Annotated in this window: 21 protein-coding genes and 1 riboswitch; of the genes, 8 read left to right on the top strand and 13 right to left on the bottom strand. The window is 56.2% G+C overall.

The genetic code is table 11. The features are described 5' to 3' along the window. Nucleotides 1–15 precede the first annotated feature (15 nt). A complete protein-coding gene (locus OR573_09435; protein XGA78743.1) occupies nucleotides 16–492 on the bottom strand; it encodes a methylglyoxal synthase in 477 nt (158 codons plus the stop codon). 26 nt (nucleotides 493–518) lie between these two features. Beyond that, the gene (gene pyk / locus OR573_09430; GenBank protein XGA81711.1) at nucleotides 519–2,000 is read right to left on the bottom strand and encodes a pyruvate kinase; all 1,482 of its coding nucleotides are present in this window, start codon (nucleotides 1,998–2,000) and stop codon (nucleotides 519–521) included. 268 nt (nucleotides 2,001–2,268) lie between these two features. Here pyk and gap point away from each other — a divergent pair, with 268 nt between their 5' ends. Further along, the gene (gene gap / locus OR573_09425; GenBank protein XGA78742.1) at nucleotides 2,269–3,273 is read left to right on the top strand and encodes a type I glyceraldehyde-3-phosphate dehydrogenase; all 1,005 of its coding nucleotides are present in this window, start codon (nucleotides 2,269–2,271) and stop codon (nucleotides 3,271–3,273) included. A gap of 76 nt (nucleotides 3,274–3,349) precedes the next feature. Here gap and OR573_09420 read toward each other — a convergent pair whose 3' ends face one another. The 6 genes from OR573_09420 to OR573_09395 form a co-directional block, all read right to left on the bottom strand. Continuing rightward, nucleotides 3,350–4,399, bottom strand: coding sequence for a LacI family DNA-binding transcriptional regulator (locus tag OR573_09420; protein XGA78741.1), 1,050 nt, complete (start codon nucleotides 4,397–4,399; stop codon nucleotides 3,350–3,352). 220 nt (nucleotides 4,400–4,619) lie between these two features. After that, on the bottom strand, nucleotides 4,620–5,726 hold the full coding sequence (gene ugpC / locus OR573_09415; GenBank protein XGA78740.1) for a sn-glycerol-3-phosphate ABC transporter ATP-binding protein UgpC: 1,107 nt from the start codon (nucleotides 5,724–5,726) through the stop codon (nucleotides 4,620–4,622). 95 nt (nucleotides 5,727–5,821) lie between these two features. After that, entirely contained in the window at nucleotides 5,822–7,438 is a 1,617-nt protein-coding gene (locus OR573_09410) for an alpha-glucosidase family protein (GenBank protein XGA78739.1), read from the bottom strand. 26 nt (nucleotides 7,439–7,464) lie between these two features. Beyond that, nucleotides 7,465–8,307 carry a carbohydrate ABC transporter permease gene (locus tag OR573_09405; GenBank protein ID XGA78738.1) on the bottom strand — a complete coding sequence of 281 codons (843 nt, stop codon included), beginning with the start codon at nucleotides 8,305–8,307 and terminating at the stop codon, nucleotides 7,465–7,467. Then, nucleotides 8,307–9,284 carry a sugar ABC transporter permease gene (locus tag OR573_09400; protein XGA78737.1) on the bottom strand — a complete coding sequence of 326 codons (978 nt, stop codon included), beginning with the start codon at nucleotides 9,282–9,284 and terminating at the stop codon, nucleotides 8,307–8,309. The genes OR573_09405 and OR573_09400 overlap by 1 nt, the downstream gene beginning before the upstream one ends. 14 nt (nucleotides 9,285–9,298) lie before the next feature. Beyond that, complete coding sequence (locus tag OR573_09395; protein ID XGA78736.1) at nucleotides 9,299–10,570, bottom strand: ABC transporter substrate-binding protein; 1,272 nt, start codon at nucleotides 10,568–10,570, stop codon at nucleotides 9,299–9,301. 448 nt (nucleotides 10,571–11,018) lie between these two features. Here OR573_09395 and OR573_09390 point away from each other — a divergent pair, with 448 nt between their 5' ends. From OR573_09390 to OR573_09365, 6 genes are all read left to right on the top strand, one after another. Beyond that, nucleotides 11,019–12,539 carry a carbohydrate porin gene (locus OR573_09390; GenBank protein ID XGA81710.1) on the top strand — a complete coding sequence of 507 codons (1,521 nt, stop codon included), beginning with the start codon at nucleotides 11,019–11,021 and terminating at the stop codon, nucleotides 12,537–12,539. Nucleotides 12,540–12,839: 300 nt separating this feature from the next. Then, entirely contained in the window at nucleotides 12,840–14,345 is a 1,506-nt protein-coding gene (gene zwf / locus OR573_09385; protein ID XGA78735.1) for a glucose-6-phosphate dehydrogenase, read from the top strand. A 1-nt stretch (nucleotide 14,346) separates the two neighbouring features. Further along, complete coding sequence (gene pgl, locus OR573_09380) at nucleotides 14,347–15,012, top strand: 6-phosphogluconolactonase (GenBank protein ID XGA78734.1); 666 nt, start codon at nucleotides 14,347–14,349, stop codon at nucleotides 15,010–15,012. Nucleotides 15,013–15,044: 32 nt separating this feature from the next. Then, nucleotides 15,045–15,707, top strand: a complete 663-nt coding sequence (locus OR573_09375; GenBank protein ID XGA78733.1) for a bifunctional 4-hydroxy-2-oxoglutarate aldolase/2-dehydro-3-deoxy-phosphogluconate aldolase — start codon at nucleotides 15,045–15,047, stop codon at nucleotides 15,705–15,707. 315 nt (nucleotides 15,708–16,022) lie between these two features. Continuing rightward, nucleotides 16,023–16,229: a hypothetical protein gene (locus tag OR573_09370; GenBank protein XGA78732.1), complete on the top strand. Its 207-nt coding sequence runs from the start codon at nucleotides 16,023–16,025 to the stop codon at nucleotides 16,227–16,229. Next, complete coding sequence (locus OR573_09365; protein XGA78731.1) at nucleotides 16,226–16,948, top strand: nucleotidyl transferase AbiEii/AbiGii toxin family protein; 723 nt, start codon at nucleotides 16,226–16,228, stop codon at nucleotides 16,946–16,948. The genes OR573_09370 and OR573_09365 overlap by 4 nt, the downstream gene beginning before the upstream one ends. A gap of 234 nt (nucleotides 16,949–17,182) precedes the next feature. Here OR573_09365 and OR573_09360 read toward each other — a convergent pair whose 3' ends face one another. Next, nucleotides 17,183–18,484, bottom strand: a complete 1,302-nt coding sequence (locus OR573_09360; GenBank protein ID XGA78730.1) for an IS1380 family transposase — start codon at nucleotides 18,482–18,484, stop codon at nucleotides 17,183–17,185. A gap of 269 nt (nucleotides 18,485–18,753) precedes the next feature. On the opposite strand from OR573_09360, the gene OR573_09355 reads away from it, so the two are divergent. Then, on the top strand, nucleotides 18,754–19,461 hold the full coding sequence (locus tag OR573_09355; protein ID XGA78729.1) for an inorganic diphosphatase: 708 nt from the start codon (nucleotides 18,754–18,756) through the stop codon (nucleotides 19,459–19,461). Nucleotides 19,462–19,529: 68 nt separating this feature from the next. On the opposite strand, the gene OR573_09350 is transcribed toward OR573_09355, so the two are convergent. Genes OR573_09350 through edd form a run of 4 tightly spaced genes read right to left on the bottom strand, consistent with a single transcriptional unit; the run spans nucleotide 19,530 to nucleotide 24,263 of the window. Beyond that, nucleotides 19,530–20,489, bottom strand: a complete 960-nt coding sequence (locus tag OR573_09350) for a carbohydrate kinase (GenBank protein XGA78728.1) — start codon at nucleotides 20,487–20,489, stop codon at nucleotides 19,530–19,532. Between the two features lie 36 nt (nucleotides 20,490–20,525). Beyond that, complete coding sequence (locus OR573_09345; protein XGA78727.1) at nucleotides 20,526–21,395, bottom strand: aldo/keto reductase; 870 nt, start codon at nucleotides 21,393–21,395, stop codon at nucleotides 20,526–20,528. Between the two features lie 16 nt (nucleotides 21,396–21,411). Then, nucleotides 21,412–22,377 carry a glucokinase gene (gene glk, locus OR573_09340; protein XGA78726.1) on the bottom strand — a complete coding sequence of 322 codons (966 nt, stop codon included), beginning with the start codon at nucleotides 22,375–22,377 and terminating at the stop codon, nucleotides 21,412–21,414. Continuing rightward, nucleotides 22,377–24,263, bottom strand: coding sequence for a phosphogluconate dehydratase (gene edd / locus OR573_09335; protein ID XGA78725.1), 1,887 nt, complete (start codon nucleotides 24,261–24,263; stop codon nucleotides 22,377–22,379). The genes glk and edd overlap by 1 nt, the downstream gene beginning before the upstream one ends. A gap of 290 nt (nucleotides 24,264–24,553) precedes the next feature. Continuing rightward, nucleotides 24,554–24,809: riboswitch (cobalamin riboswitch) on the top strand. Nucleotides 24,810–24,906: the final 97 nt, after the last annotated feature.

The raw sequence follows: 24,906 nt of genomic DNA, 5'->3' as shown, positions 1-24,906 counted from the left end.
TCTCTTCGTTCGACGTTAACCCGTGCGCGTCTGGGCCCAGGCCTCGGCGTCGGGAATGGCCATATCGTAGCACTCACTGAGATAGGGCGATGAAAGCAGGAAGTCGGCGCTGGCAGCGTTACAGGCAACCGGAACATTCCACAGTGCGGCCAGGCGCAGCAGAGCCTTGACGTCCGGGTCGTGAGGTTGGGGAGCAAAAGGGTCCCAGAAGAAAATCAGGATATCCAGCTGCTGCTCGGCAATCCGGGCGCCAATCTGCTGATCGCCGCCCAGCGGCCCACTCATCAAGCCTTCGACTTCCAGGCCTAGCGTCTGCTTGAGCCGCCCGGAGGTCGTGCCGGTGCCAATCAGGCTGTGCTGGCTGAGCGTTTTCTGCCAGCGGGTGGCCCATTCGAGCATTTCGGTTTTCTTGCCGTCATGGGCGATCAGCGCAATGCGCTTGCGTGCCTGCAGGGTACGCACGGCTTGGCGGGGTGGGCGAATATCAGGCATGGCAAAGCTCTCCGGGTGGTTCGTCGTTATTCTGCGTCTACGGCCATCACTTTCATGGTGTTGGTGCCGCCGTGGGCATTCATGTGATCACCGCGAGTCAGAATGACGTGTTTGCCGGGGTGTGCCAAGCCATGACTGACAAGCAGCTGCATGGCCGCCTGGTTGACATCCTTGGCAGCGATTTCAGAAGTATCAAAGGGCAGTGATACCACGCCGCGATAAAGGGCCATGCGCCGCTGGGCAATCGGGCTGTGGGCCAGGCCGACAATCGGCAAGCCTGAGCGGATGCGTGAGGCAATCAGCGGGGTGTAGCCTGTCGAGGTCATGCAGGCAATGGCATCCACGCCGGCCATGTGGTTGGCGGCATACATGGCGGAAAGGGCAATGGTTTCGTCGACCCGTTCAAAGCCTTCATGGATGCGGTGGCCGGACTCCTGGGCAATCCGCTCGCGTTCGGCGCCAAGGCAGACCCGGTTCATGGCTTCCACGGTTTCAACCGGGTAGTCGCCCGCCGCCGTTTCGGCAGACAGCATGACAGCATCCGTGGCATCGAGTACGGCATTGGCCACGTCAAACACCTCAGCGCGGGTGGGCAGCGGTGATTCAATCATCGATTCCATCATCTGGGTCGCTGTGATCACCGCGCGGTTGAGGGTTCTGGCGTGTTTGATGATGCGCTTCTGGGTGCCGATCAAGGCCTCATCGCCAATTTCAACGCCCAGATCACCGCGGGCCACCATGACCGCTTCAGAGGCGTTGATAATGCCATCCAGGGTTTCGTCGTCAGCAACGGCTTCGGCGCGTTCCAGTTTGGCGACCAGGCCAATCTCGCGGCCAGCGTCGCCCAGCAATTCCCGCGCTTCCAGCATATCCGCCGCTGAGCGCGGGAAGGAAACCGCCAGATAATCCACACCGATCTCCACGGCGGTTTTCAGGTCGGCCTTGTCTTTTTCGGTCAGGGCCGGTGCTGATAGCCCGCCTCCCTGTTTGTTGATGCCCTTGTTGTTGGAAAGCTTGCCGCCAACATGAACCTGTGTATGCACCTGCTGGCCCTGAACAGCCGTCACATCAAGCACTACGCGGCCATCATCCAGCAAGAGGCGATCACCGACGCTGACATCATCGGCCAGGGTCTTGTAGTCACAGCCAACGCTTTCAAGGCTGCCAGCGTTTTCGTCAAGCGCCATATCCAGCACAAAGGGCTGGCCTTCCTTGAGGTGAACAGCGTCTTCAGCAAAGCGAGCAATACGGATTTTCGGGCCTTGCAGGTCACCCAGAGCGGCCACGCTGCGGCCTAGCTGTTCCGCCAGGCGGCGCACTTCCGTCAACCGGCGGCGATGGTCGTCTGGCGCGCCGTGGGAGAAATTCAGCCTTACTACATCAACGCCTGCTTTAAGCATGGCTTCCAATACGCCTGGGCGGTCGCTGGCAGGGCCAAGGGTTGCGACAATCTTGGTGCGGCGTAATGCAAGCGGCGCCTGCGTGGGCGTATGGGTAGAAGAAGGCATGGGCTGGGTGGCGGTACTCATTGGGGTAGACCTCATATCAGTGTTGTTGTGAGAAGCGTTGTTGACGATCTAATAGTGGACTAAGATAGCCCTTGTGTAGTAATTTTACCACATTAAGGCCGTACATTTGCCCTTAAGAGCGTTTATTAGGGCATATCTATAGGTTTAGGCTGTATTTCATAGGTATGTTTAGCAATTTTTTGTTTTTTTACAACATCTCATCCATGCAGCGGCTTTCAACAGCCGCTCAACGACAAAAGGTGACCTCATGACAATAAGAATTGCCATCAATGGTTTCGGCCGGATTGGCCGTAATGTGTTGCGCGCCGTGTATGAAAATCGTTACCGGGATCGTCTCGAAGTCGTGGCTATCAACGACCTGGGCGACCCGTCAATGAATGCGCATCTGCTGCGCCACGATACGGTGCATGGCCATTTCGGGTTTTCCGTCGAACATGACGAACAGAGCATGCAGGTGGATGGGCAGCGTATAGCGATCCTGTCTGAACGTGATCCTGCCCAGTTGCCCTGGAAAGAAATGGGCGTGGATCTGGTTATGGAGTGTACGGGGTTATTCACCAAGCGCGAAGCCGCCGCCAAGCATATTGAAGCGGGCGCCGAGCGGGTGCTGATTTCGGCGCCTAGCCCGGATGCGGATGCCACCATCGTGTTCGGTGTTAACGAGCAGGTACTGAAGCCTGAGCACAAAGTGGTCTCCAATGCTTCCTGCACCACCAACTGCTTGGCGCCGATCGCCAAGGCGCTCAACGATGCTGTAGGCATTGAAAATGGCCTGATGACCACGGTGCATGCCTACACCAACGATCAGAATCTGTCGGATGTGTACCACTCTGACCCTTACCGGGCGCGCAGTGCTACCCATTCCATGATTCCTACCAAAACCGGGGCAGCCGCTGCCGTGGGCCTGGTATTGCCAGAGTTGGCGGGCAAGTTTGATGGTCTGGCGGTGCGGGTACCGGTGATCAATGTTTCCCTGGTGGATCTGACCTTTAACGCCAGCCGCGATACCAGTAAGGAAGAGATCAACGCCATTGTTGAAAAGGCCGCAGAAGGATCAACCGTGCTGGCGGTGAATGCCCAGCCGCTGGTGTCGATTGATTTCAACCACGATGCCCACTCTTCCACCTTTGATGCCAATCACACCCGGGTCAACGGGCGCCTGGTGAAAATCATGGCCTGGTATGACAACGAGTGGGGCTTCTCCAATCGGATGATTGATACCGCCCTGGCTATGCAGGCTGTAAAAGACTAACGCTGAGGCATCCTGTTGTCTTGAAAGCAGAAAAGCCCGCCGGGAGTTGATCCCGGCGGGCTTTTTAGTGAGCCGTCTATGGGCAGCTTTCGCCGATAATCAGTTCGGTGGTGAGCTCCTTGGAGGCCATTGGCAGTTTGCCAAGAATCATCTGGCCGGCGATGCGCCCTTTTTCGACACTGTCCTGGCGCACGGTGGTAAGCCGTGGTGCGCGGTATTGGCCTTCGGCGATACCGTCAAAGCCGGTAATCTGCAGATCCTCCGGTACGCGGATATTGCGCTGCTCGGCACAGGTCAGCACGGTCAAGGCAATGCGATCCGACATGCACAGCAGCAGGTCAGGGCGCTGATGCTCGGGCTGGTCAAGAATCTCCTCAACCACCGGCGCGGACACCGCAAAGGTGTTTTCCTCGATGTTCCACATTGGCACCTGTTCAGGCGTAAAGCCTTGAGCCTTGAGGGCTGTGTAAAAGCCATTGAGACGGGCGCGGCTGATGGTGCTGCTGTGGGGGAGGAAACGGTGCTCCGGGGTGATTCGCCCGTTGCAGGGCTGTTCTGTCAGGCGCAGGTTAATGATGGCGGGCCGCTTGGGATGCTGACGCAGGGCATGTTCGGCAATATGCTGACTGGCAGCGGTGTCGTTGATGTGAACGGCTGGGGAGCCTTCAATATCAAAATCCACCGATACCAACGGGCACTGGGACGGCAGTTGACTGATTAACTGATTATTAGGCATCAGGCCGTAAACAATAAAGCCATCGGCAATATTGCTCGAACCGGGCGGCTGCGAAGCGTGGCCGCGTCCAGGTAACAGCAACAGCGTATGGCCGTGGGCGTCGAGCACTTCGGCAACGCCAGACAGAAACTCACTGGCAACGGCGTCGTTCAGGCTGTAAGTCAGGCTTTCGGCCAACACAACCGCCACGATGCGCGAACGCCCAGTGCGCAGGCTGCGCGCCTTGGCATCCGGTCCGCTATAGCCCAGCTGACGCGCCTTTTCAAGGACCCTGTTGCGCAAGGCAGGTGAGAGCTGATCCGGCCGGTTGAAGGCATTGGAAATAGTGGCGGTGGAGACGCCGAGTTCGCGTGCAAGATCCTTGAGTGTCATTCGGCGTGGTGGAGTCACAATCTTCCTTAATAATTTGTAGCGCCAGTATTGCCTGGTTACCCTGCATTATTGCATCTGATGAGATCGCTAGATGACCCCGTTCAAGTGGATGAGTTAACTATCCTGGCTCACTGGCTGGGTTAATCAAAACAGTCAAAGGATAACGGCCCAACCCAGCTATCGCCATCCCCACCGGTATGCAAGTGCCGGGCTGGGCCTGTAAAACCGCCTGCCAGCGTTAGGCTGCCGCGCTTGCCTGAGCGGCAGGGAGCGCCTTGCCGTTGTGATCAAACAGGTGCACATGAGTAGTGTCAGGGATCAGCGATACCGCTTGACCTTCCTTCCATTGGCTGGGGGCTTCGCTGCGATGGACGATCAGGGTATCGCCTTCTTTCGGGTCAAGGTAAACGTAGACTTCGTTACCCAGATATTCAACATTGACGATGTCAAAGCGATTATCGGCACTGGGCTCTGCGAGGCGCAAGTGCTCGGGGCGTACGCCGATCGTCAGTTCCGCACCCTTGTTGAGGTGTTGAGCATCCTGGGGCAGGGCCATTTCGCCAATGCCCGGGGCATTGATACGACAGCCCAGATTGTCGCTGCTGACCAGGGAGGCTGGCATGAAGTTCATGGTCGGAGAGCCCATGAAACCGGCAACAAAGCGTGTGGCCGGGCGTTGATACAGCTCATGGGGTGAGCCTACCTGCTCAATATGCCCGCCGTTAAGCACGACAATCTTGTCAGCCAGGGTCATGGCCTCTACCTGATCGTGGGTCACGTAGATCATGGTGGAGCCCAGGCGGTTATGCAGGCGGGCAATCTCGTTACGCATCTGCACACGCAGGGAAGCATCAAGGTTGGAAAGCGGTTCATCAAACAGCAGGATGCGTGGCTCCCGGGCCATGGCGCGGCCCATGGCAACCCGCTGGCGCTGACCACCCGAAAGAGCCTTGGGCTTGCGGTGCAAAAGCTCTTCGAGTTGAAGAATTCTGGCGGTGCTCATCACTCGCTCGTCGACGGTCTCGGCATTTTCCTTGGCGAGCTTGAGGCCAAAGGCCATGTTTTCGTAAACCGTCATATGCGGATAGAGAGCGTAGGACTGAAAGACCATACCGACGCCGCGCTCCCTGGGTGGCAGTTCGTTGACCACCTCGCCACCAATTTTCAGGTCGCCGTCAGTGATCGATTCCAGCCCGGCGATCAGGCGCAGCAGGGTGGATTTGCCGCAGCCGGAAGGCCCAACAAAGACCACAAACTCGCCGTTACCAATAGTGAGATCCACATCCTTGATGATGTGATCGCGTCCAAATACCTTATTGATTTTTTCAAGCGTAACACTTGCCATGGGTGACTCCTTTCAAGCCGCCAGCGCTTTCATTACTGGCGGCTTTTTATCAATTGTTGTCGTTGGTGGCTACCCGTAGCCAGATATTGCCGATCTTAGTTCATCAGCAGGTAAGCAGCCTGGTAAGCGGGCAGTGTTAGTGAGGTTCCATCCAGCTGGGTATCAAAGCCATGCCCGCCCAGTTCTTCATGAACAGTGATGGGTAACGCTGTGCTTTGCTGCTTGCCGGTCAGGTTGAATACACACAGTATTTTCTCCTCGGCGGATTCGCGAATGAAGCCCAGCAGGTCTTCACCAACGTCTACCAGTGACATATCGCCATCAAACAGGGCCGGGTGCTGACGGCGGAAAGCCAGCAGCTGGGCAGTGGCGCAAAGCACTGATTGCGGGTCATGCTGCTGTTGGCTGACGGCCAGGGCAAGGTGACGCGGATCGACAGGTAACCAGGGCTCGACAGTCGAGAAACCAGCGTGTGGGCCGTCATTCCAGGGCATTGGCGTGCGGCAGCCGTCACGTCCTTTGAACTCTGGCCAAAGCACCTTGCCGTAAGGATCCTGAATCCGCTCGTAGGCAACATCCGCTTCCGGCAGGCCCAGCTCTTCACCCTGATAAAGGCAGACGCTGCCGCGCAGTGACAGCAGCATAGCTGTGACCACCTTGGGGTAAGCGCGGGGATCTTCCTCGGCTCCCCAACGGGTGGCGCTGCGAACCACATCATGGTTGGACGTGGCCCAGCACGGCCAGGCATCGCCCGCCAGCTGCTGGAAGCGGGTGATAACCTCGCGCAGATAGGCGGCAGAGTGCGGCTTGTTGAGCAGGTCAAAGGTATACGCCATATGCAGCTTATCGCCACCGGCGGTGTACTCGGCCATGCGCTCCAGTGGGTTGTCGTCGCCAATTTCACCCACTGTAGTAGTGTTGGGGTATTCATCCATCAGCGCACGGAGTTCCTTGAGAAAGCCAAGGTTTTCCGGGCGGCTGATGTCGTACACGTGGCGCTGCCAGGTGTAGGGGTTGGTTTCCGGCGCCCCCAGGGTTTTGGATTCTCCCGATGGCACGGGCGGATTATCGCGCAGCTGTTGGTCGTGATAGTAGAAGTTGACGGTATCCAGACGGAAACCATCAACGCCCAGCTCCAGCCAGAAACGCATGTTATCCAGCTGTGCCTGACGCGCTTCGGCGTTATGGAAGTTGACATCCGGCTGGCTGGTCAGGAAGTTATGCAGGTAATACTGCTGGCGGCGTGAATCAAAGGTCCACGCCGGGCCACCAAAAATGGAAAGCCAGTTATTGGGCGGGGTGCCATCGGGTTTCGGGTCCGCCCATACAAACCAGTCCGCCTTGGGATTGGTGCGGTTCTGCCGGCTTTCCTGGAACCAGGGGTGCTGATCCGACGTATGGCTGATGACCTGATCGATCATCACCTTGAGCCCCAGCGAATGGGCCTTTTCCAGCAGCGCCTTGAAGTCTTCCAGAGTGCCGAACATCGGGTCGACATCGCAGTAGTTGCTGATGTCATAGCCGAAGTCGAGCATGGGTGACGTGAAGAACGGCGATAGCCAGATGCCGTCCACGTTCAACGAGGCCACATACTCCAGCTTGTTGGTGATGCCTTGCAGGTCGCCGATGCCGTCGCCGCGGCTGTCCATAAAGCTACGCGGATAGATCTGGTAAATCACACCGCCGCGCCACCAAGAAGTTGTGTCATGCATAAAAGAATCCATCATTTAGGGGGAAATCAGCCTTTGACCGCACCGGCGGTCAGGCCAGAGACAATACGGCGCTGGAAAATGATCACCAGTACCACCAGTGGAACGGTAACGACCACTGACGCTGCCATGATCGGCCCCCAGGGCAGCTCGTAAGCGCTACCACCCGACAGCAGGGCAATGGCGACAGGCACGGTACGCTGGGTATCGGTCAGAGTGAAGGTCAGGGCGAACAGGAACTCATTCCACGCGGCGATAAAGGCCAGCAGGCCGGTGGTGGCCATGGCCGGCCACATCAGCGGCAGAAATACCTTGGTAATCGTGATCCACGGCGTGGCGCCATCCATGATGGCCGCCTCTTCCAGTTCCATGGGAAGCTCTTTCATAAAGGTGGTCAGCACCCACACGGTGAAGGGCAGGGTGAAAATGGTGTAGCTTAGGATCAGGCCCGCCGGGTTGTTGTAGAGGTTCAGGGCACGAATCACCTCAAACAGGCCAGACAGTACGGCGACCTGAGGAAACATGGAAACGCCCAGAATGACCAGCATGATGGTGGAGCGTCCGCGAAAGCGTACGCGGCCCAGGGCATAGGAGGCGGTAATCCCCAGCAAAAGCGCGATAAACACCACGGAGACTGCCACAATGATGGAGTTGAAGATGGCGCGCACAAAGCTCGACTGACTGAATATCTGGGCGTAATTATCCAGGTTCCAGTTGGACGGCCACAGCTCGACCATAAACAGATCGCCAGAGGGTTTGATGGAGGTAATCACGGCGTAATAGAAGGGGAAAACGGCATACACCATGATTACTGCAATCAGCGCCCAGAAACCGACGCGTTTGGCAATTTTGGCTAGCTGACGCTGGTTCATCAGTCACCTCCTAGTTTAATTTTATTGCGGCCCAAATAGAGGTAGGCAACAGTCGCCAGGGCAATAATCAAAAACAGCAGGGTAGACGCGGCGCTGCCGTAACCGACATCCTGGAATTCAACCAACTGTTGGCGGGCATAGACCGACATCGACATGGTGCTGGTCGAGTTGGAGGTCAGGACATAGATAACGTCGAACACCCGCAAGGCATCCAGCATGCGGAAAATCACCGCCACCATCAGCGCTGGAGTAATCAGCGGCAGGGTGACCTTGAAGAAGACGCGTACTGGATGAATGCCATCGACTTCGGCGGCTTCGTAGCAGTCCTTGGGCAGCATCTGCAGGGCGGCAAGCACCAGCAAGGCCACAAAGGGAATGGTTTTCCATACATCGACCATGATCACCGCCCACATGGAGTAGGTGGCGCTGGCCGTCCAGGCGATCGGGTCTTCAATGATGCCAGCCATCATCAGCAAATGGTTGATGATGCCGAACTGGTCGTTAAGCATCCAGGCCCACATCTGTGCCGAGACAATGGTCGGAATAGCCCAGGGAATCAGCACGGCAGCGCGGACGATCGTGCGACCCTTGAATTCGGCATTGAGAATCAGCGCCACAATAACGCCGAAAATAACCTCCAGGGAAACCGAAACGATCGAGAAATACACCGTATTCCAGACGGATTGCCACCAGACAGCGTCGGCAAGCACGCCAAACCAGCGGCCATTGTCGTAGACCAGATAGTTTTCAAAGCCAATCATATTGGCAGCGCCCAGATCCGACAGCGACGCATCGGTCAGGCTGAGAAAAAACGTTCTGAACAGCGGCCAACCCGCTACCAGCGTCAGGGCAATCAGCATGGGAGCCAGGAACAGCCAGGCGGCTTTTACCCGCTGGCGGCGCACCTTGGTGCTGCGCCCCTGACGTGTGGGTAAACGCGCCCCTTGGGGCGCGCTGTTTTCAAGTGACGTTGACATGATAAACCCCGCGGTTACCAGTTACGACGCTTCAGGCGGCTCAGGTCACTCTCCAGCTTCTCTACCGCTTCGGCGCCGGTCATGTTGCCGGACAAGACATCGTGGGAGGCGCTGAAGAAGGCATTGCTCACCCGGCCATAGGCGTCACCGGTGGGCGCAGAGGGGCGGGCTACTGCATTGGTGAAGGTGTCGTACAGAGTGCCGAAGAAGGGCACCGCTTCCAGTACTTCTTCATCCTGATAAAGCGCATCAATGGTGGGGTTGTAGGACGCCTCGATAGCACGGCGTTTCTGCTCTTCCCTGCCGGTCAGGTAGGCCACCAGATCAGCGGCCAGTTCCGGATTCTCGCTGTAGCGGGAAACCGCCAGGTTCCAACCGCCCAAGCCTGCAGCGCTCTGGCCGTCTTCACCTCCGGCGGGCAACTGGATAACGCCCACCTTGTCGCGCACATCGCTGTCTTCGCTCTGGGCCAGTGACCAGGCATAGGGCCAGTTGCGCATAAAGACGGCATTGCCACCCTGAAACACACCGCGGGCTTCTTCTTCGGTGTAGTTGAGCACCCCATTGGGAGAGATATCACCAATCCAGGAGGCGGCGAGATCCAGAGCTTCAGCGGCGTTTTCATTGTTGATGGTGATCTCACCATCCGCTTCAACGATGTTACCGCCGCCGTGGCTTGCTACCCATTCAAGGGCGTTGACGGTCAGGCCTTCATAGGCGCGACCCTGGAAGACAAACCCCTGCATGCGGTCATTGCCTTCTCCGCGTTCGGCTTCCTGGATGGTCTTGGCGGTCTCGGTCAGTTCCTGCCAGGTGTCAGGCGCTTCAAAGCCGTGTTTTTCGAGCAGATCCTTGCGGTAGTAGAGAACCCCCGCGTCGGTGAACCAGGGCATGGCCACCAGACGGTCGTCAATGGTGTTATTGGTGACAATGGTCTCGAAGTGGCCGTCGGCGACATCTTCACCCAGAGCTTCGTTGAGATCGAGCAGATGGTTGGCGAGCAGGCCAGGCCAGACAACGTCGATCTGCATGACGTCGATATCGCTGGAGTTGGCTGAAAGAATCTGCTGATACAGCGATAAACGCTCAGTTGAAGAATTCGGCGTTGAAACAATATCGACCTCATGGCCAGTCTTGTCTTCCCATGCAGCAACGCCTTCCTGGCAAAGTGTCAGCTCAGCACCGACTGCACCACAGGAAATGGTCAGATCCGCTGCCTGTGCCTGGCTAACAGCACCAGTGGCACTGGCAAGTGCGATCGCGGTGGAGATTAGGGTCTTTTTCATTGGTGCATTCCTCTCTGATTGTTGTTGTCGACGCTCATGGGCTCTGGGGTAACAGTGGCGTGCTCATTTAAGCGTAAAAAACGTCATTAACATCAATATTGCAGTACAACTTAAACGATTAAGATACAGCATCGTTAAGTTAGCTGTTTCAGGTAGGTAAATTCAATATAGACTTTTGTAGTATGTGTTGCGTCCGTATGACATTTTAGCGATTTATCATTAGACATTGGTCGATATTTTGCATTCGTGACTTGGTTTTAAGGCACTTAATCGATTAAGTTTTGGCGGCGGGTCTTAGCGGGTCAATCCAAACGAATTGATCCTGCTGCCGTTCAGAAAATTTAAATAAATAATAATGTGTTGATCGAAGAGAACGCCACTTCGGCCACGACTTCAACAAGGTTGTCGAATCATGCAAACAATAACGCCCAAAACCATTTCTATCGCCATGTCTAGAATGACGTTCAAGACGCCGCTTGCCGTTGCCATCGCTGCCGCCTCTTTTGGCCTGAGCGGCGTGGCGACGGCCAATACCAGTATTGAAGAACGTCTTGCGGAGCTTGAAGCACGTATTGCCTCAGCTGAGCAGCGCGCTGCTGACGCCGAACGGCGCGCCGAGATTGCCGAGCAGAACCTGGAAAGTGCCCCCGCTTCCAGTGCGCCTGCGGCGGCCAGTCAGGAGGTTGAAGAGCGTCTGGCCGCCGTTGAGCGTCAGGCAAGTGGTGAAGAAGGTTTCTCTTTCAATGTTTACGCCCGCTCAGGGTTGCTGCTTGGTGAAGATGGCAAGAGCATCAATGGCGGACCCTACGTGACACCAGCGGGCAGCCTGGGTGGTGCCGTTGGGCGTCTGGGCAATGAGCCGGACACCTATTCAGAAGCGATTCTGAACTACCGCATGCGCTTTGATAACGGCGCCAAGGCGCGTTACACCACCATGCTGGCCCACGGTACAAACTCCAGCAACGACTGGGTGGGCGATGATACCAACCTGAACGTGCGTCAGGTGTATGCCGAATTCAGCGATCTGCCCAGCTTTACCGGTGCGTTTGAAAATGCCTCTATCTGGGCAGGCAAGCGCTTTGACCGCAACAACTTTGACATTCACTGGCTGGACAGCGACGTGGTCTTCCTGGCCGGTACCGGTGCCGGTATCTACGATATGCAGTTCGCGGATAACTGGAAATCCAGCTTCTCGCTGTATGGCCGCAGTTTTAGTGACTACCCAGTCGTCAACCGCGAAAACCCTGGCCTGGACGGCGAGAACAGCGATACCGATAACCTGGTGCTGACCTCGAACAACTATTTTGGTGATGTTCAGGTGATGGTCAACGCCATGTCGGCAGCCGATAACGACGAGCGTGATATCGGTGCAGGTCAGCAGGCGGCTGATAGTGGCTGGCACACCATGGTGGCCTACCACGGCGATAACTTCTTTGGCAGTGAAGGCAACTTCAAGGCCGCAGTACTGCATGGCCAGGGTTTGGGTGCTGAAGTCAAAGGGCTTGGAAGCAACGGTGAGCTGACTGAAGACGCAACCTCAACGCGCCTGGCCCTGTATGGCACCACCTATGTGGCACCCAACTGGCGGGCGGCGCCTTCCGTGCTGGCGGAAACCAGCGAAGATCGACTCAATAAAGGCGATCGTTTCGACTGGGCAACCTTCAACCTGCGTCTGGCCAATGAGATTACCCAGAACTTTGAAATGCAGTATGAAGGCAGCTACCAGTACATGGATCTGGACCGCGGTGATGGCAACGCCGTCAGCGGTAATTTCGGTAAGCTGACCGTAGCGCCAACCTTCAAGCCGGATGTAGGCGGTTTCTGGAAGCGCCCTGAAATTCGCCTGTTTGCTTCCTACACCGATTGGGACGCCGAGCTTAACGGCTACGACAGCAGCGATGCCTTTGGTGATGAGGGCTACACCGGTGGCCAGTGGAGCTTCGGCGTCCAGACAGAAGTCTGGTTCTAATCGCTGTTTCCACTCTAGAGTTTCCTTGCTGGTAGATAGATCAAGAACTGTTTCGCTGATGGTTTGCCCGCGTCCACGCGGGCTTTTTTGTATGCGCTATTATTCAGGCCTGGAGGCAACTGCCCTTGGGGGCAGGATTGATGTAGCGTGATAGTCATCGCCAGGAATGATTTAAATGTAGTAAAATTACATATTAAATTGCTTTTTATGGCGTTTATTGGTTATATTTTTACTAATCCAACTAAAATAAAGCCTGTTTGGTTGATTTCTGCCAAACTGACCCTCAACCAAGGAGCGATCATGAGCCAGTCCCGTGATGCGTCAACATCCCCTTTGGGTGACCCGAACCATGCCATTGATCTTGCCCTGTTTGGTGCGCTGGGCGATCTGGCGTTACGCAAGCTGTTTCCGGCACTTTATCATCTTGACCGTGAAGGTCTAATGCCGGAAAGCACCCGCATCATGGGGTTGGCGCGTCAGGAGCATGATGCGGCGACGTTTCGTCAGGAGGTTGAAGCCGCTCTGTATAAACGCCTGAAAGCCGATGAGCAGGATAAGGTCAGCCTCAAGCGTTTTCTTGGCCGACTGGATTATCGTCAGCTGGATTTCACTTCTGCCAAAGGTTTTGAAACCATCAAGGCCTGGCGGGAAGGGGCACCGCGCCCCATGGTGGTCTATCTGTCAGTGGGTGCCAAGATTTACGGCGATATCTGCCATAACCTGCAGGCCAGCGGCAGCCTGGATGATGAAACCCGGGTGATTGTCGAAAAGCCGATTGGCTCTGACCTGGTTTCCTCCCAGCAGATCAATGATGCGATTGGTGCCGTGTTTCCAGAATCGCGGATCTACCGTATCGACCACTACCTGGGTAAGGAAACGGTTCAGAACCTGATTGCGCTGCGTTTTGCCAACCCCTTGTTCGGTACCCAGTGGAACCAGAACCATATTTCCCATGTGGAAATCACGGTCGCGGAAAAAGTCGGTATAGAAGGGCGCTGGGGCTATTTTGATGACGCCGGTCAGCTGCGTGACATGGTGCAGAACCATCTCCTGCAGCTGCTTTGTCTGATCGCTATGGATCCGCCCTCCAATCTGGACGCTGATGCCATTCGTGATGAAAAGGTCAAGGTACTCAAGGCGCTCAAGCCATTTACCGGCGATGCCCTGGGTCGTGATGTGGTGCGCGGCCAGTATATTGCCGGTACCACGGATGGCCAGCCGGTGCCCGGCTATCTTGAGGAAGATGACGCCAATACCCAGAGCCAGACGGAAACCTTTGTGGCCATGAAAACCGAAGTGTCCAACTGGCGCTGGGCCGGGGTGTCTTTCTATCTGCGCACCGGCAAGCGGATGCCGGAAAAGCTTTCCCAGATCGTGATTCACTTTCGCCAGCAGCCCCACTATATCTTTGATCCGGATCAGCGCGGCATTGCCGCCAACAAGCTGATCATCCGCCTGCAACCGGAAGAAGGCATTGCCCTGCAGGTGTTGACCAAAGATAGCGGCCTGCATAAAGGCATGCGTTTGCGCCCTGGCCCCTTACACCTGGATTTTAACAGCGCCTTTCCCAAGTCGCGTATTCCGGACGCCTACGAACGCCTGTTGCTGGAGGTAATGAAAGGGCAACAGTATCTGTTTGTGCGCCGGGATGAAGTGGAATATGCCTGGCGCTGGTGTGACCAGCTGATTGAAGGCTGGCAGAACCGTGATACCCCACCGCGTCGCTATCCTGCCGGGTCATGGGGGCCAGTCGCCTCCATTGCCATGATTACCCAGGATGGCCGCAGCTGGTACGAGGATTATTAACATGAGCGAAGCACGCAAACACCTGGCCACTCAGCTGGCGGAAGCCGTGGCAGAAGCGCTTTCCAGCGACCTGAAACAGCGCGAACGCGCACTCCTGGTAGTATCTGGTGGCTCAACGCCAGTGCCCTTTTTTCAGGCCCTGGCCGCCAAGCCGCTTGCCTGGGAGCGCATTGATATCACCCTGGCGGATGAACGCTGGGTTGACGAGCAAAGCGACGACAGCAATGCCCGACTGGTACGCCAGCACCTGTTGCAAGGGCCCGCCAGTGCAGCGCACTTTTTACCCTTGACCACCTCGGCAGGCACCCCGGAGCAGGGTGTTGCCGAAGTGGCGGCTCAAGCCGCCCGGCTGGCCTGGCCTGCCAGCGTGGTGATTCTGGGCATGGGCGGTGATGGCCATACCGCATCGCTGTTCCCCGATAGCCTGGAGCTGGATCTGGCGCTGACCACTGAAGAACCTCTGGTGGCGGTGCGTACGCCCAGCCAGCCTCAGCCGCGTATCACCTTTTCAGCCGGGCAGTTACATCAGGCACAACGCCATTTCCTGCACATCAGCGGTGACGATAAACGCAATGTGCTGGCCCAGGCCATGCAGGGCGATGATGTACGCCAATTGCCTATTCGCGCTTTTCTGGCCAGCCCTCTGGCTATTTACTGGGCCCCTTGATGGCGAGCCACAAAATTTCAGGAGTATCATCCATGACAATCGATAAGCAGCTTCCCTCGACCCGCACCGCCGAGCTGGACAGCATCTGCCTGAAAGCAGAAGTGATCCCGGTATTGACCATTGATCGCCTGGAAGACGCCGTACCCTTGGGGCGGGCGCTGGTGGAAGGGGGCTTGCCGGTACTTGAAGTCACCCTGCGCACCGACTGTGCCCTTGAAGCCGTCAAGCGCATGCGCGAAGCACTGCCCAGCGCCAGCATTGGGGTGGGCACAGTGCTGACCCCGGCACAGTACCGCCAGGCCGAGCAGGTTGAAGCCGATTTTGTCGTCACCCCCGGTGCTACCGAAGCGCTCTACCGCTATGGAGTGGAGAGCCCGGTGCCCATGCTGCCCGGTGTATCGACGATCTCAGAGCTGATGACCGGCTGGCAGTATGGCTACCGCCGCTTCAAATTCTTCCCGGCAGAATCCAGCGGTGGCGCCAAGGCGCTAAAGGCGTTCGGTGCGCCGATTCCTGGCGCGCGTTTTTGCCCCACGGGCGGCATTACCGTCGACAATGCAGCCGACTATCTCAACCTGCCCAACGTGATGTGCGTCGGTGGCTCATGGTTGACGCCCAAGGCGTTGATTGAAGCGGAAGACTGGGACGGCATCCGTGAGCTGGCGCGTCAGGCGGCTGAGCGTTTCCATCATTAATACGTAGACGTTGAATCGGCACGAACGAGCACTCTGTTGAACGATTCTCCTGGCTTGCCGCACTAATTACGGGTCGTGTGTGCAAGTCTTTCGCCCGGGCATGGTGACATGTTCGGGCTTTTTTGTGGTGCGCCAGGTGTGGTGCTATCGAGTGGGTATTTTGGTGGGGCTGAATGACGGTGATAAACAGAAACTGAAAAGCTTCTTGTGAAAGGCAGAGGTAGAAGGCCGTGAGCGCTTTGACGCTTTGACGCTTTGGCGCTAAGATGAAAGATAATATTTATATTAGCGTCAGCAGCATGGAGGGTTCATAAAATGGAAAAATTAAACCGACATGACTTTCCAGAGCTGGATATGATCTTATGGGATCGTGCGGAGCTTTTCGTTGATCCTGAAGTAGCTTTTCGTGCCTATGAGGAAAGATGGCGCTTTGTCGATCAGCATAGCCTGACTAGACGCGAGCGAGCTCTAGTTAAGCAACTGACAGATGAGTATGGGCATGGGAAAATGTTGGTAGCATGAGATTTAATCGCCCTCATCACCAGAAAATTGATGAACTACTCCATTGTTTTGACCCTGATTTTCTTCGCCAGAATAATATACTTTTTGGTGGAGGAACGCGTATATCCATTGAACTGAATGAGTTTCGAGAATCTGTCGATATAGACCTCTTTTGTATTGGTCAAAATGCTTATCGTGCTGCTCGTTCATCAGTTAATAGTATTAGTTTTGGGCAGCTTTTAAAGCAGGGCTGTGAGCTAGAGCGATATGCTGACCGGGAAATACGCGCTGACAGAGATGCTATAAGAGCTATTCTTGTCGGTTCAGCACAGCCAATCAAACTTGAAATAATAAATTTCAGCAATTCCCGACTCTTGCCAGAGGAAAATAATCCGATATTTCCAATCGCTTGCGTCAGTAGAGTCGGTTGTTTTGCAACGAAATTAACTGCCAATGCTGACAGGTATGAAAATCATAGAAAAGACATTTTTGATCTTTGTATGATGCGCAATGAGTGGGGCGATATACCACGACCTGCATGGGAAATAGCTTGTGAAGAATATGGCGAATCAACAATATATTTGGCATTGAAGTCGGCGCTGAGAAATTTACATGGTAATGCTAATGCATTGAAAGAAGCTGTTGATTCTTTGAAAATTGAAATTGAATTGGCAGAACATATTATATATGGGCAATCTAAAGACTGGCTCGATGAGATTGAGTTGATAGATAACAGCTAATGAATTTAATATTCTCCTTGGCAAGGTTTCTTTGCGATCTCCACAATCGTACCAACGCGCTGGTTTGCGCTAGCCCGGATTTCTCATAGCACCTCAGCCAGCACCGCACTCAGGATGTCGTGCCGCTAAACACCTATTGGCACGGCTTAAATAGCCTACTTTTTAACCATTTTCCGTCATTCAGGCACACTTCCCCCTTCCCCCCATTGCATCGGGCCGGGGGCGCCCGAGCATTCAGTTCGGCACCAACTGTCTGACGAGATCGGATAGCGCCGTTTTATAGGGATAGCTGTCACTCATGAGTACTCGGACTCGGCGCGTATTGCGGATGATAACCGCGCCCACCTTGATGAGTTTGAGCCTGAGGCTACTTGGGCTCATGCGTGCGAAGGGCGTGTTCTTCAGGTAAGCCCGTAACCGCTCGAACAGCGTATAGGCAAAGCCTGATAAGATCAGCCGCCATTGATTAGCCCACCAGTGCGTGCTGGACGTGCGGTCAGCAAACAAGCTCAGTTGTTGATCCTTGATTCGGTTCTCCATGTCGCCCCGAGCACAGTACTGCTCGTAGTAAAGCTTGAAGCCATCGTCGTAACGGGAACTGACGATAAACCGGGGATTGGAGCCAAGCTCGCCTTCTTCCAGGCGGGCCACCACCCAGCGCGGGTACTTCCAAGAGTGCGCTTGATATTGGAAGCGGAACGTCTCTGCCACTTTCCCTCCTACCTGCCACTGGGTCTTGCGTACCAGCATCATGGGAACGTCCACTTCCTTGAGCAGCCGACTGTTCTTGCCAATACCCACGATGTAGTCGACGTGATGCCGATCGCACCAGTTCAGCATCCGGGGGCGACAAAAATGGCTATCGCCGCGTAATACAATGCGGGTGTCGGGCCAGTATTGACGGATAAAGCGGACAAGTAGGGCGAGGATGGCCCAGCTGTGGCGGCTGTCGCTGCGGTCACTGGTGCGCAGATAGCTCACCAGCAGATGGTGGCCACAGAAGACATACAGTGGGAAGTAGCAATGGTGATTGTAATAGCGGTTAAAGAACTTGCCGGGTTGGTCGCCATGCACGGGAATATCAGTGCCATCAAAGTCCAGCACAATCTCTTTGGGTGGTTCGTCATGCTGCTCGATGAAGTGATGCCAGAGTAGCTCATGGGCCTTCACTATCGCTTGTCGATCAGCGTTCTGCTCTATCCGGGACAGCGTTGACTTGCCCGCCAGCACCTCATTTTCATCCAGTGCCGTCTGAAGGGCCTGATCATAGCGCAGGGCTTCATGGTCGTTAAAATCTTCGTAGCCAGCGGCGACACCGAACACCCGCTGACGAACCAGGGTGTCGAGTTTGTGGCGAATCTGCTCCGGTGCCCGAGGATCATGCAGTACCGATGCCAAACGGCGCGTCAGGCGATGTTGTTTGTCGATTTCACGAAGCAGAAGCAACCCAGCATCGGAGGTAATGTGGCCACCGGAGAAATCGGCTTCAATCTGGCGGCGTGAGAGTGGCGAGAAGGTCAGTTTTTCAGGTACCATTTTGGAAGCGGCTGTTGATGTTGGTTTTTGGTGTAAGGTCCTGAAACTTTAACATTTTCAGCCGCTTTCTTTTATACCCTATGAGAAATTCGGGCTAGACAGCCGTTCGGTAACCCGCCACGAATCGGCACATCGGTTATGATACCGAGTGCTCAATATCTATCTGGCAATCTGCCTGTTTCAGGATGGATGACTGGATAAACTTAACACTGTCATTCGCTCGTCATTTCTCGTTGTTAATCTTTTCTGAACCATCAGAGGAGAGCAGCATGAAACATCCATTAGTACTCACAGGTATGACGTGCATGGCGCTTTTAGCGTCTTCGGTTCAGGCGCAGCCATTGGGCGGGTTGGCATTTTCTGAAACGACGCCGCATGCGCAGAGTATGAATGTCAAAGACGCCTACACGATTGTTGGCAATGAAGATTTGATGTCTCTGGACGCCATTAATGCAGATGGCTCTGTTAACGCTATCGTTGAGATTCCAACGGGAACATCTGCGAAGTGGGAGGTGAGCAAAGACGACCCGAAAGCGTTGTATTGGGAATATAAAAACGGTGAGCCACGGGTAGTGAACTACTTGGGATACCCCGGCAATTACGGCGCTATTCCCGGTACGGCGTTGCCAAAAGAGTTGGGCGGCGATGGTGATCCGCTCGACGTGATTGTGCTGGGGCAGGCCGTTCCACGGGGTGAGGTTGTCGATGTCAGCGTGATTGGCGTTCTAAAAATGCTTGATGACGGTGAGCAGGATGACAAGCTGATTGCGGTGCTTACTCAGGATTCTCCGTTTGCTCATGTTGAAAGCATGGCGCAGTTGGACAGCGAGTTCCCTGGCGTCAGCCAGATCATTGACCTTTGGTTCGCTAACTACAAAGGGCCTGATGGCGGTATGGAAGGGCTTGGGTTTGAAGAAGCCGAATCGGCCAGAGCGGTACTGGAAGCAGCAGCCGAGAATTTCGCAGCCACCCAGTAAGGTTCAAGGTGAATCGTCAAGGGATCTTGATACGTCGGCGGCTGTCAGTGCAGTCGCCGAGGTGATGATCAAGTGTTGCGAAGGGCTTCGATATCGGCATGGGTCGGCAGGGCCGCATAGGCGCCTGGGCGGGTGACGGCAAATGCACCGCAGCGACAGGCAACTTCCACTGCCTGGGCAAGAAAGGCGCTTGCCTTATGCCAGTTGTCATCAATACCGTGGCGGGATAGTTCCGCCAGCAGGCCACCAATAAAGGCATCGCCGCCAGCGGTGGTATCAACCGCCGTTACCGGGGGTGGCGTGAAGGTGTGATCCAGGCCAATGCCTTTAAGCGTTACCTGGTTGGGCCCATCGGTGATCACGATGACCTTGACGCCTGCTGCCAGGCGTTCAGCGAGCCAGGTATCCTGAGGGTGGTCGCCGCGCAGATAATCCAGTTCTTCCAGGGATACCTTGACGAGTTCGGCGCTATCCACAAGCTCAGTCACTCGCCATGCATCAGCTGATCCATCGGCCCACAGGTTATGGCGCAGGTTGGCGTCCACGCTGACAAGACAGCCGGCGCGTTTGGCCATGTTGGCAATGGCCAGGGTGGTATCGGCAATCTCTGGGTCAGTCAGGCTGTTGCTGCACAGATGGACAATCGCTGGCTGCTCGAAAACGCCGTGGGGCAAATGCTCCAGGCGATAAAGCAGGTCGGCGGCCGGTGGGCGATAAAAATCAAAGGTACGCTCGCCGCTGGCATCCCGGGAAACAAACGCCAGCGCCGTGCGCGCTTCGTTGGTCAGCACCATACCCTGGGTATTCACCCCATGAGCGGCCAGTTCGCTGACCAGAAAATGGCCAAAACGATCATCGCCTACCATGCCTAAAAACTGGCTGGGCACTCCCAGGCGCGCGCAGGCAACTGCCACGTTGGCAGGGGCGCCTCCGGCATAAGGGGTGAAAGTTTCCTGCCCAGTGTCATCACCCAAGCGGCTGGACAACATGTCTACCAGGGCTTCACCAAAGGCAATCACCGGCGTCATAAATTTCTCCTGGTCATTACAGAGATTGATCAGTTGTTATGCGACGCAGTGGCCGCGTGCAGCTTCGAGTAGCTCATACCAGGTATCTCTGGAAAGCGACTCCGGCCCATTCAGCATATCGGCAATACGTTCCGGTTTCACGCTGCCCACCACGGGAACAGGACGATTTGGCAGAGTGCGTAGCCAGGCCAGCGCCAGCGCATTAGGCGAACTGTCTTGCTCGCGGGCTATCCGCTTGAGAACCTTGCCCACCTCGCCTTCCAGCAGGGCGCCGCCGGCCAGTGGCGACCATGCCATGGGCGCGTGGCCGTCTGCGCACATATCATCAAAGCTGCCGTCAAACAGCGGCGCATTGTGTTGAATGGAAAGCTCGATCTGATTAGCACGCAGCGGCTGGTGCATGGCGTTTTGCAGCCTGCGCCACTGGCTGGGCAAATGGTTGGAAGTGCCTGCTGCGCCAATCTTGCCTGCTGTAATCGCGTCATCAAGGGCGCGTCCAGTGGCTTCTGCGTTCATTAACAGATCCGGGCGATGGATCAGAAAGTGGTCAATACACTCAACATTGAGCCGTTGCAGCGCCTCATCAATCGCCTTACTCAGATAAGCCGGGCTGGCATTGTAGTGTTTAACCTTGCCGGAATCTGGCGTTGGGTTGTCGTTGGCGATACTGGCCTTGCTGACCACGTGAAGCTGCTGGGCAAGCGCCGGGCGGGCACGCAACGCCTGGCCAAATAGCGTTTCGCAGGCACCATTGCCGTAAATGTCAGCGTGATCAAACCACTTCAGCCCCTGTTCGATGCGCGCTTCAATCCAGTTGGCGAGGTGGCTTGCCTGATGCATTGCTTTGGCTTCATGCAGGCGCATCATGCCCAAGACAAAGGGGACATTAAAGGTTGGGGCTGTCATAAATATTCCTTGTCAGTTAAAAGACTTCTTCGTTATGCAGCGCTTCGGCAGCACCGAGTAACCCCGTCCACGGGTGAGTGACAACGGATACCGGAATATCGGCGTTGTAAGCGCCCATGCGGCCTTTGTTGGCAAAGCTCTGGCGCAGTTCTGACCGGGGTAGCCAGTCCAGCAGGCGGGGCAGAATGCCCCCGCACAGGTAGACACCGCCTCGCGCGCCCATGGTGAGAGTGGCATCACCGCACACATCCCCCAGAATCTTCAAAAAGCGCAGCACCGTTGCGCTGGCAAGCGGGTCGCCGTGGTTGGCTGCCTGGGTGACGTCAGCGGGTGACTGACAGCTGGGCATCTGATCTTCCAGAAGACAGTGAGCCTGATACAGCTCAAGCAGGCCCTGGCCGCATAGGATGCGTTCGACGCTGACCCGCGAGTGGCGAGTCAGAAAGATGTCCAGCAGGGCGCGTTCGGTGCTGTCAGTTGGCGCAAAGGTGACGTGGCCACCTTCCGTCGGCAAGGGAATCCAGGCATGCTGGCCGGGAAAAACACCGGCCACGCCAAGCCCCGTGCCAGGGCCAATAATCAGCCGGGACGAGTGGGGCAGAGCGGTTCCCGCTTGCACTTCGACCAGATGTTCGGCATCCACATGGGGAACGCCCAGCGCCTGGGCGGTAAAATCGTTGATCACCTTGAACAGCGACAGGTTCAACGCCTGCTGAACGTCGCGTTTCATGAAATCCCAGTGGTTATTGGTCATCTTGACCCGCTCGGCGTGAACCGGGCAGGCAAATGCCAGGCAGGCTTCCCGGGGCGCCTCGGCGGCACTGATACCTACTCGGCTCAGGTAATCCTCAATCGCCTCAATAACGCCCGGGTAGTCGGCGCAGGGCAGGTTGAGAACCTCTTGGGGCGCCATCTCCCCAGGCGCTACCAACGCAAAGCGCGCATTGGTACCGCCGATGTCGCCAATCAGTGCGGGTCGCATCAAGCATCCTCTCCAAAAATCTGACCCTCCTGACGGGCCAGGTCATCGGCTTCAAAGCCACCGAAAACGCCAGCACCTTCTTCACCGCGCATGGCCAGATGACGGAAGCCGCCAAACAGTTCGCGGCCCAGGCCGACGTGGTAGTGATCCAGGTTGCCGACCACACACTCCCGAGCCTGCCAGGTGGCCGCATCGACCTTGGCTTCCAGCGTGCCGCTGTTGGCGTCCAAGCGTACCACATCGCCATCGCGCAGTTTGGCCAGAGGGCCGCCGTCAAGTGCCTCCGGGCTGATGTGAATGGCGGCGGGTACCTTCCCGGAGGCACCGGACATCCGTCCGTCGGTCACCAAGGCCACCTTGTGGCCGCGATCCTGCAGAACCCCCAGGAAGGGCGTCAGCTTGTGTAGTTCAGGCATGCCGTTGGCCTTGGGGCCCTGAAAACGTACGACCGCAATCACATCACGATCCAGCTCTCCTGCTTCGAACGCGCCTTTAAGCTCGTTCTGGTCTTCAAAGATCTTGACCGGCGCTTCAACGATGCGGTGTTCTTCAGCCACTGCCGATACTTTGATCACGCCTCGACCCAGGTTGCCTTTCATCACCGTCAGGCCGCCTGTCGGGGCAAAGGGCCGGGCGACCGGGCGCAGCACGTCTTCATCCAGGCTGTTGTCAGGGCCTTCGTGCCATACCACTTTGCCATCTTCCAGGAAGGGTTCCCGGGTATAGGCGGTCAGGTCGGTGCCGAATACGGTCGGAATGTCACCATGCAGCAAGCCAGCACCGAGTAGCTCGCGGAACAGGTAGCTCATGCCACCAGCGGCCTGGAAGTGGTTGATATCCGCCTGGCCGTTGGGGTAAACCTGCATCAGGCTGGGAGTAACGGCAGACAGGTCGGTGAAGTCGTCCCAGGTCAGGGTGATACCCGCCGCTGCGGCCATGGCGATCAGGTGCAGGGTGTGGTTGGTAGACCCCCCTGAGGCCAGCAGGCCGACCACGGCATTGACGATGGCGCGCTCATCAATCTGCTGGTAGAAGGGGCGATAGTCGCCACCGGGTTCCGTGTTGCGAATGGTCTGTTCGGTGGCGAAGCGGGTGAGGGCTTCACGCATTTCTGTACCGGGGTTCACAAAGGAGGTACCCGGCAGGTGAAGCCCCATGACTTCCATCATCAACTGGTTGGAGTTGGCGGTGCCGTAAAAGGTGCAGGTGCCCGGGCTGTGGTAAGAGGCCGACTCGGCTTCCAGCAGGTCTTCACGGCTGGCCTTGCCTTCTGCGTACAGCTGACGGATGCGCGCTTTTTCTTTGTTGGGCAAGCCACTGGGCATGGGGCCGGCAGGAACGAACATGGCGGGTAGGTGGCCGAATCGCGCGGCGGCAATAAACAGCCCCGGGATGATCTTGTCGCAGACACCCAGATATAGGGCGGCGTCAAACATGTTGTGAGAAAGCCCAACGGCGGCGGCCATGGCAATCACATCGCGGGAAAACAGTGAAAGTTCCATCCCTGGCTGGCCCTGGGTGACCCCATCACACATGGCAGGTACGCCACCGGCAAACTGGGCAGTCGATCCCATGGCGCTGGCGGCCGCCTTGATGGTTTGCGGGAAGGTTTCAAACGGTTGGTGGGCCGACAGCATATCGTTGTAGGACGATATGATCCCCAGGTTGGCGCTGTTCATCAGCTTGAGTGCATTTTTATCTTCGCTGCCACAGGCGGCAAAGCCATGGGCCAGGTTGCCGCAGGAAAGGCTGCCACGATGAACCCCCTGGCGGTGCTGGTCAGCCATGCGCTGTTCATACAGGGCACGCCGCTCGGCAGAGCGCTCGCGGATACGTTGCGTGACCTTGGCAACCGTTGGGTTGAGCGGTGATGATGAAGTGGCCATATCAAACCTCGCGAATCGGGAGTAAAAGGTGTTGTTGACTTGGGTACCCTATCAAAAAGCGCCATTGGCCATCGCAGTGGCGACACGCGGTTGATAGATGTAGCGGCATATAGGGCACTCTATTGTAGTTTTATTACTCTTTAAAGCCTTTATTTGCTGCTCATTATACGTGCATATGGGTTTATTTGTAGTTTTATTACATAATTTTTGTGGGCGGATTTTCTCTTCCATCACTCACTTCATGCCCTTGAAAACAAGCTGTCAAATTGACCCGCTCACGCCAAGTTGCTAGTTTACGCCATCATTTGGGTGCTGGCAGTTATCTGGACTGCTGGTGAAACGGGAAGTTGGTGAGGGTGTGTGGCCTGTATAAAAGGGTCATCCAACGCCTTGATTCCAACGCTGCCCCCGCAACGGTGATCGAGTCAAGAACGGCCAGAACGCCACTGTGCCTGCTGAATAGGCATGGGAAGGCGGCCGCTCGGAAAGTGCCTAACAGCCTTTCTCTCGTCAGCCCGGAGACCGGCCCGAATGAAGGCTTGCAAAAAGCCGTTACCTGCCAGGACGCGGAGGGCGTTCTTGAAGTCTTGACGTGCTGATGATGTTAGCGCTCGATACTTCTCTTGCCCTCACGCTCTGGCAC

Source organism: Halomonas sp. CH40, assembly GCA_041875495.1.
Taxonomy (GTDB): domain Bacteria; phylum Pseudomonadota; class Gammaproteobacteria; order Pseudomonadales; family Halomonadaceae; genus Vreelandella.
The sequence above is the reverse complement of the archived record's forward strand: the minus strand, read 5'-3'. Positions and strand labels throughout refer to the sequence as shown.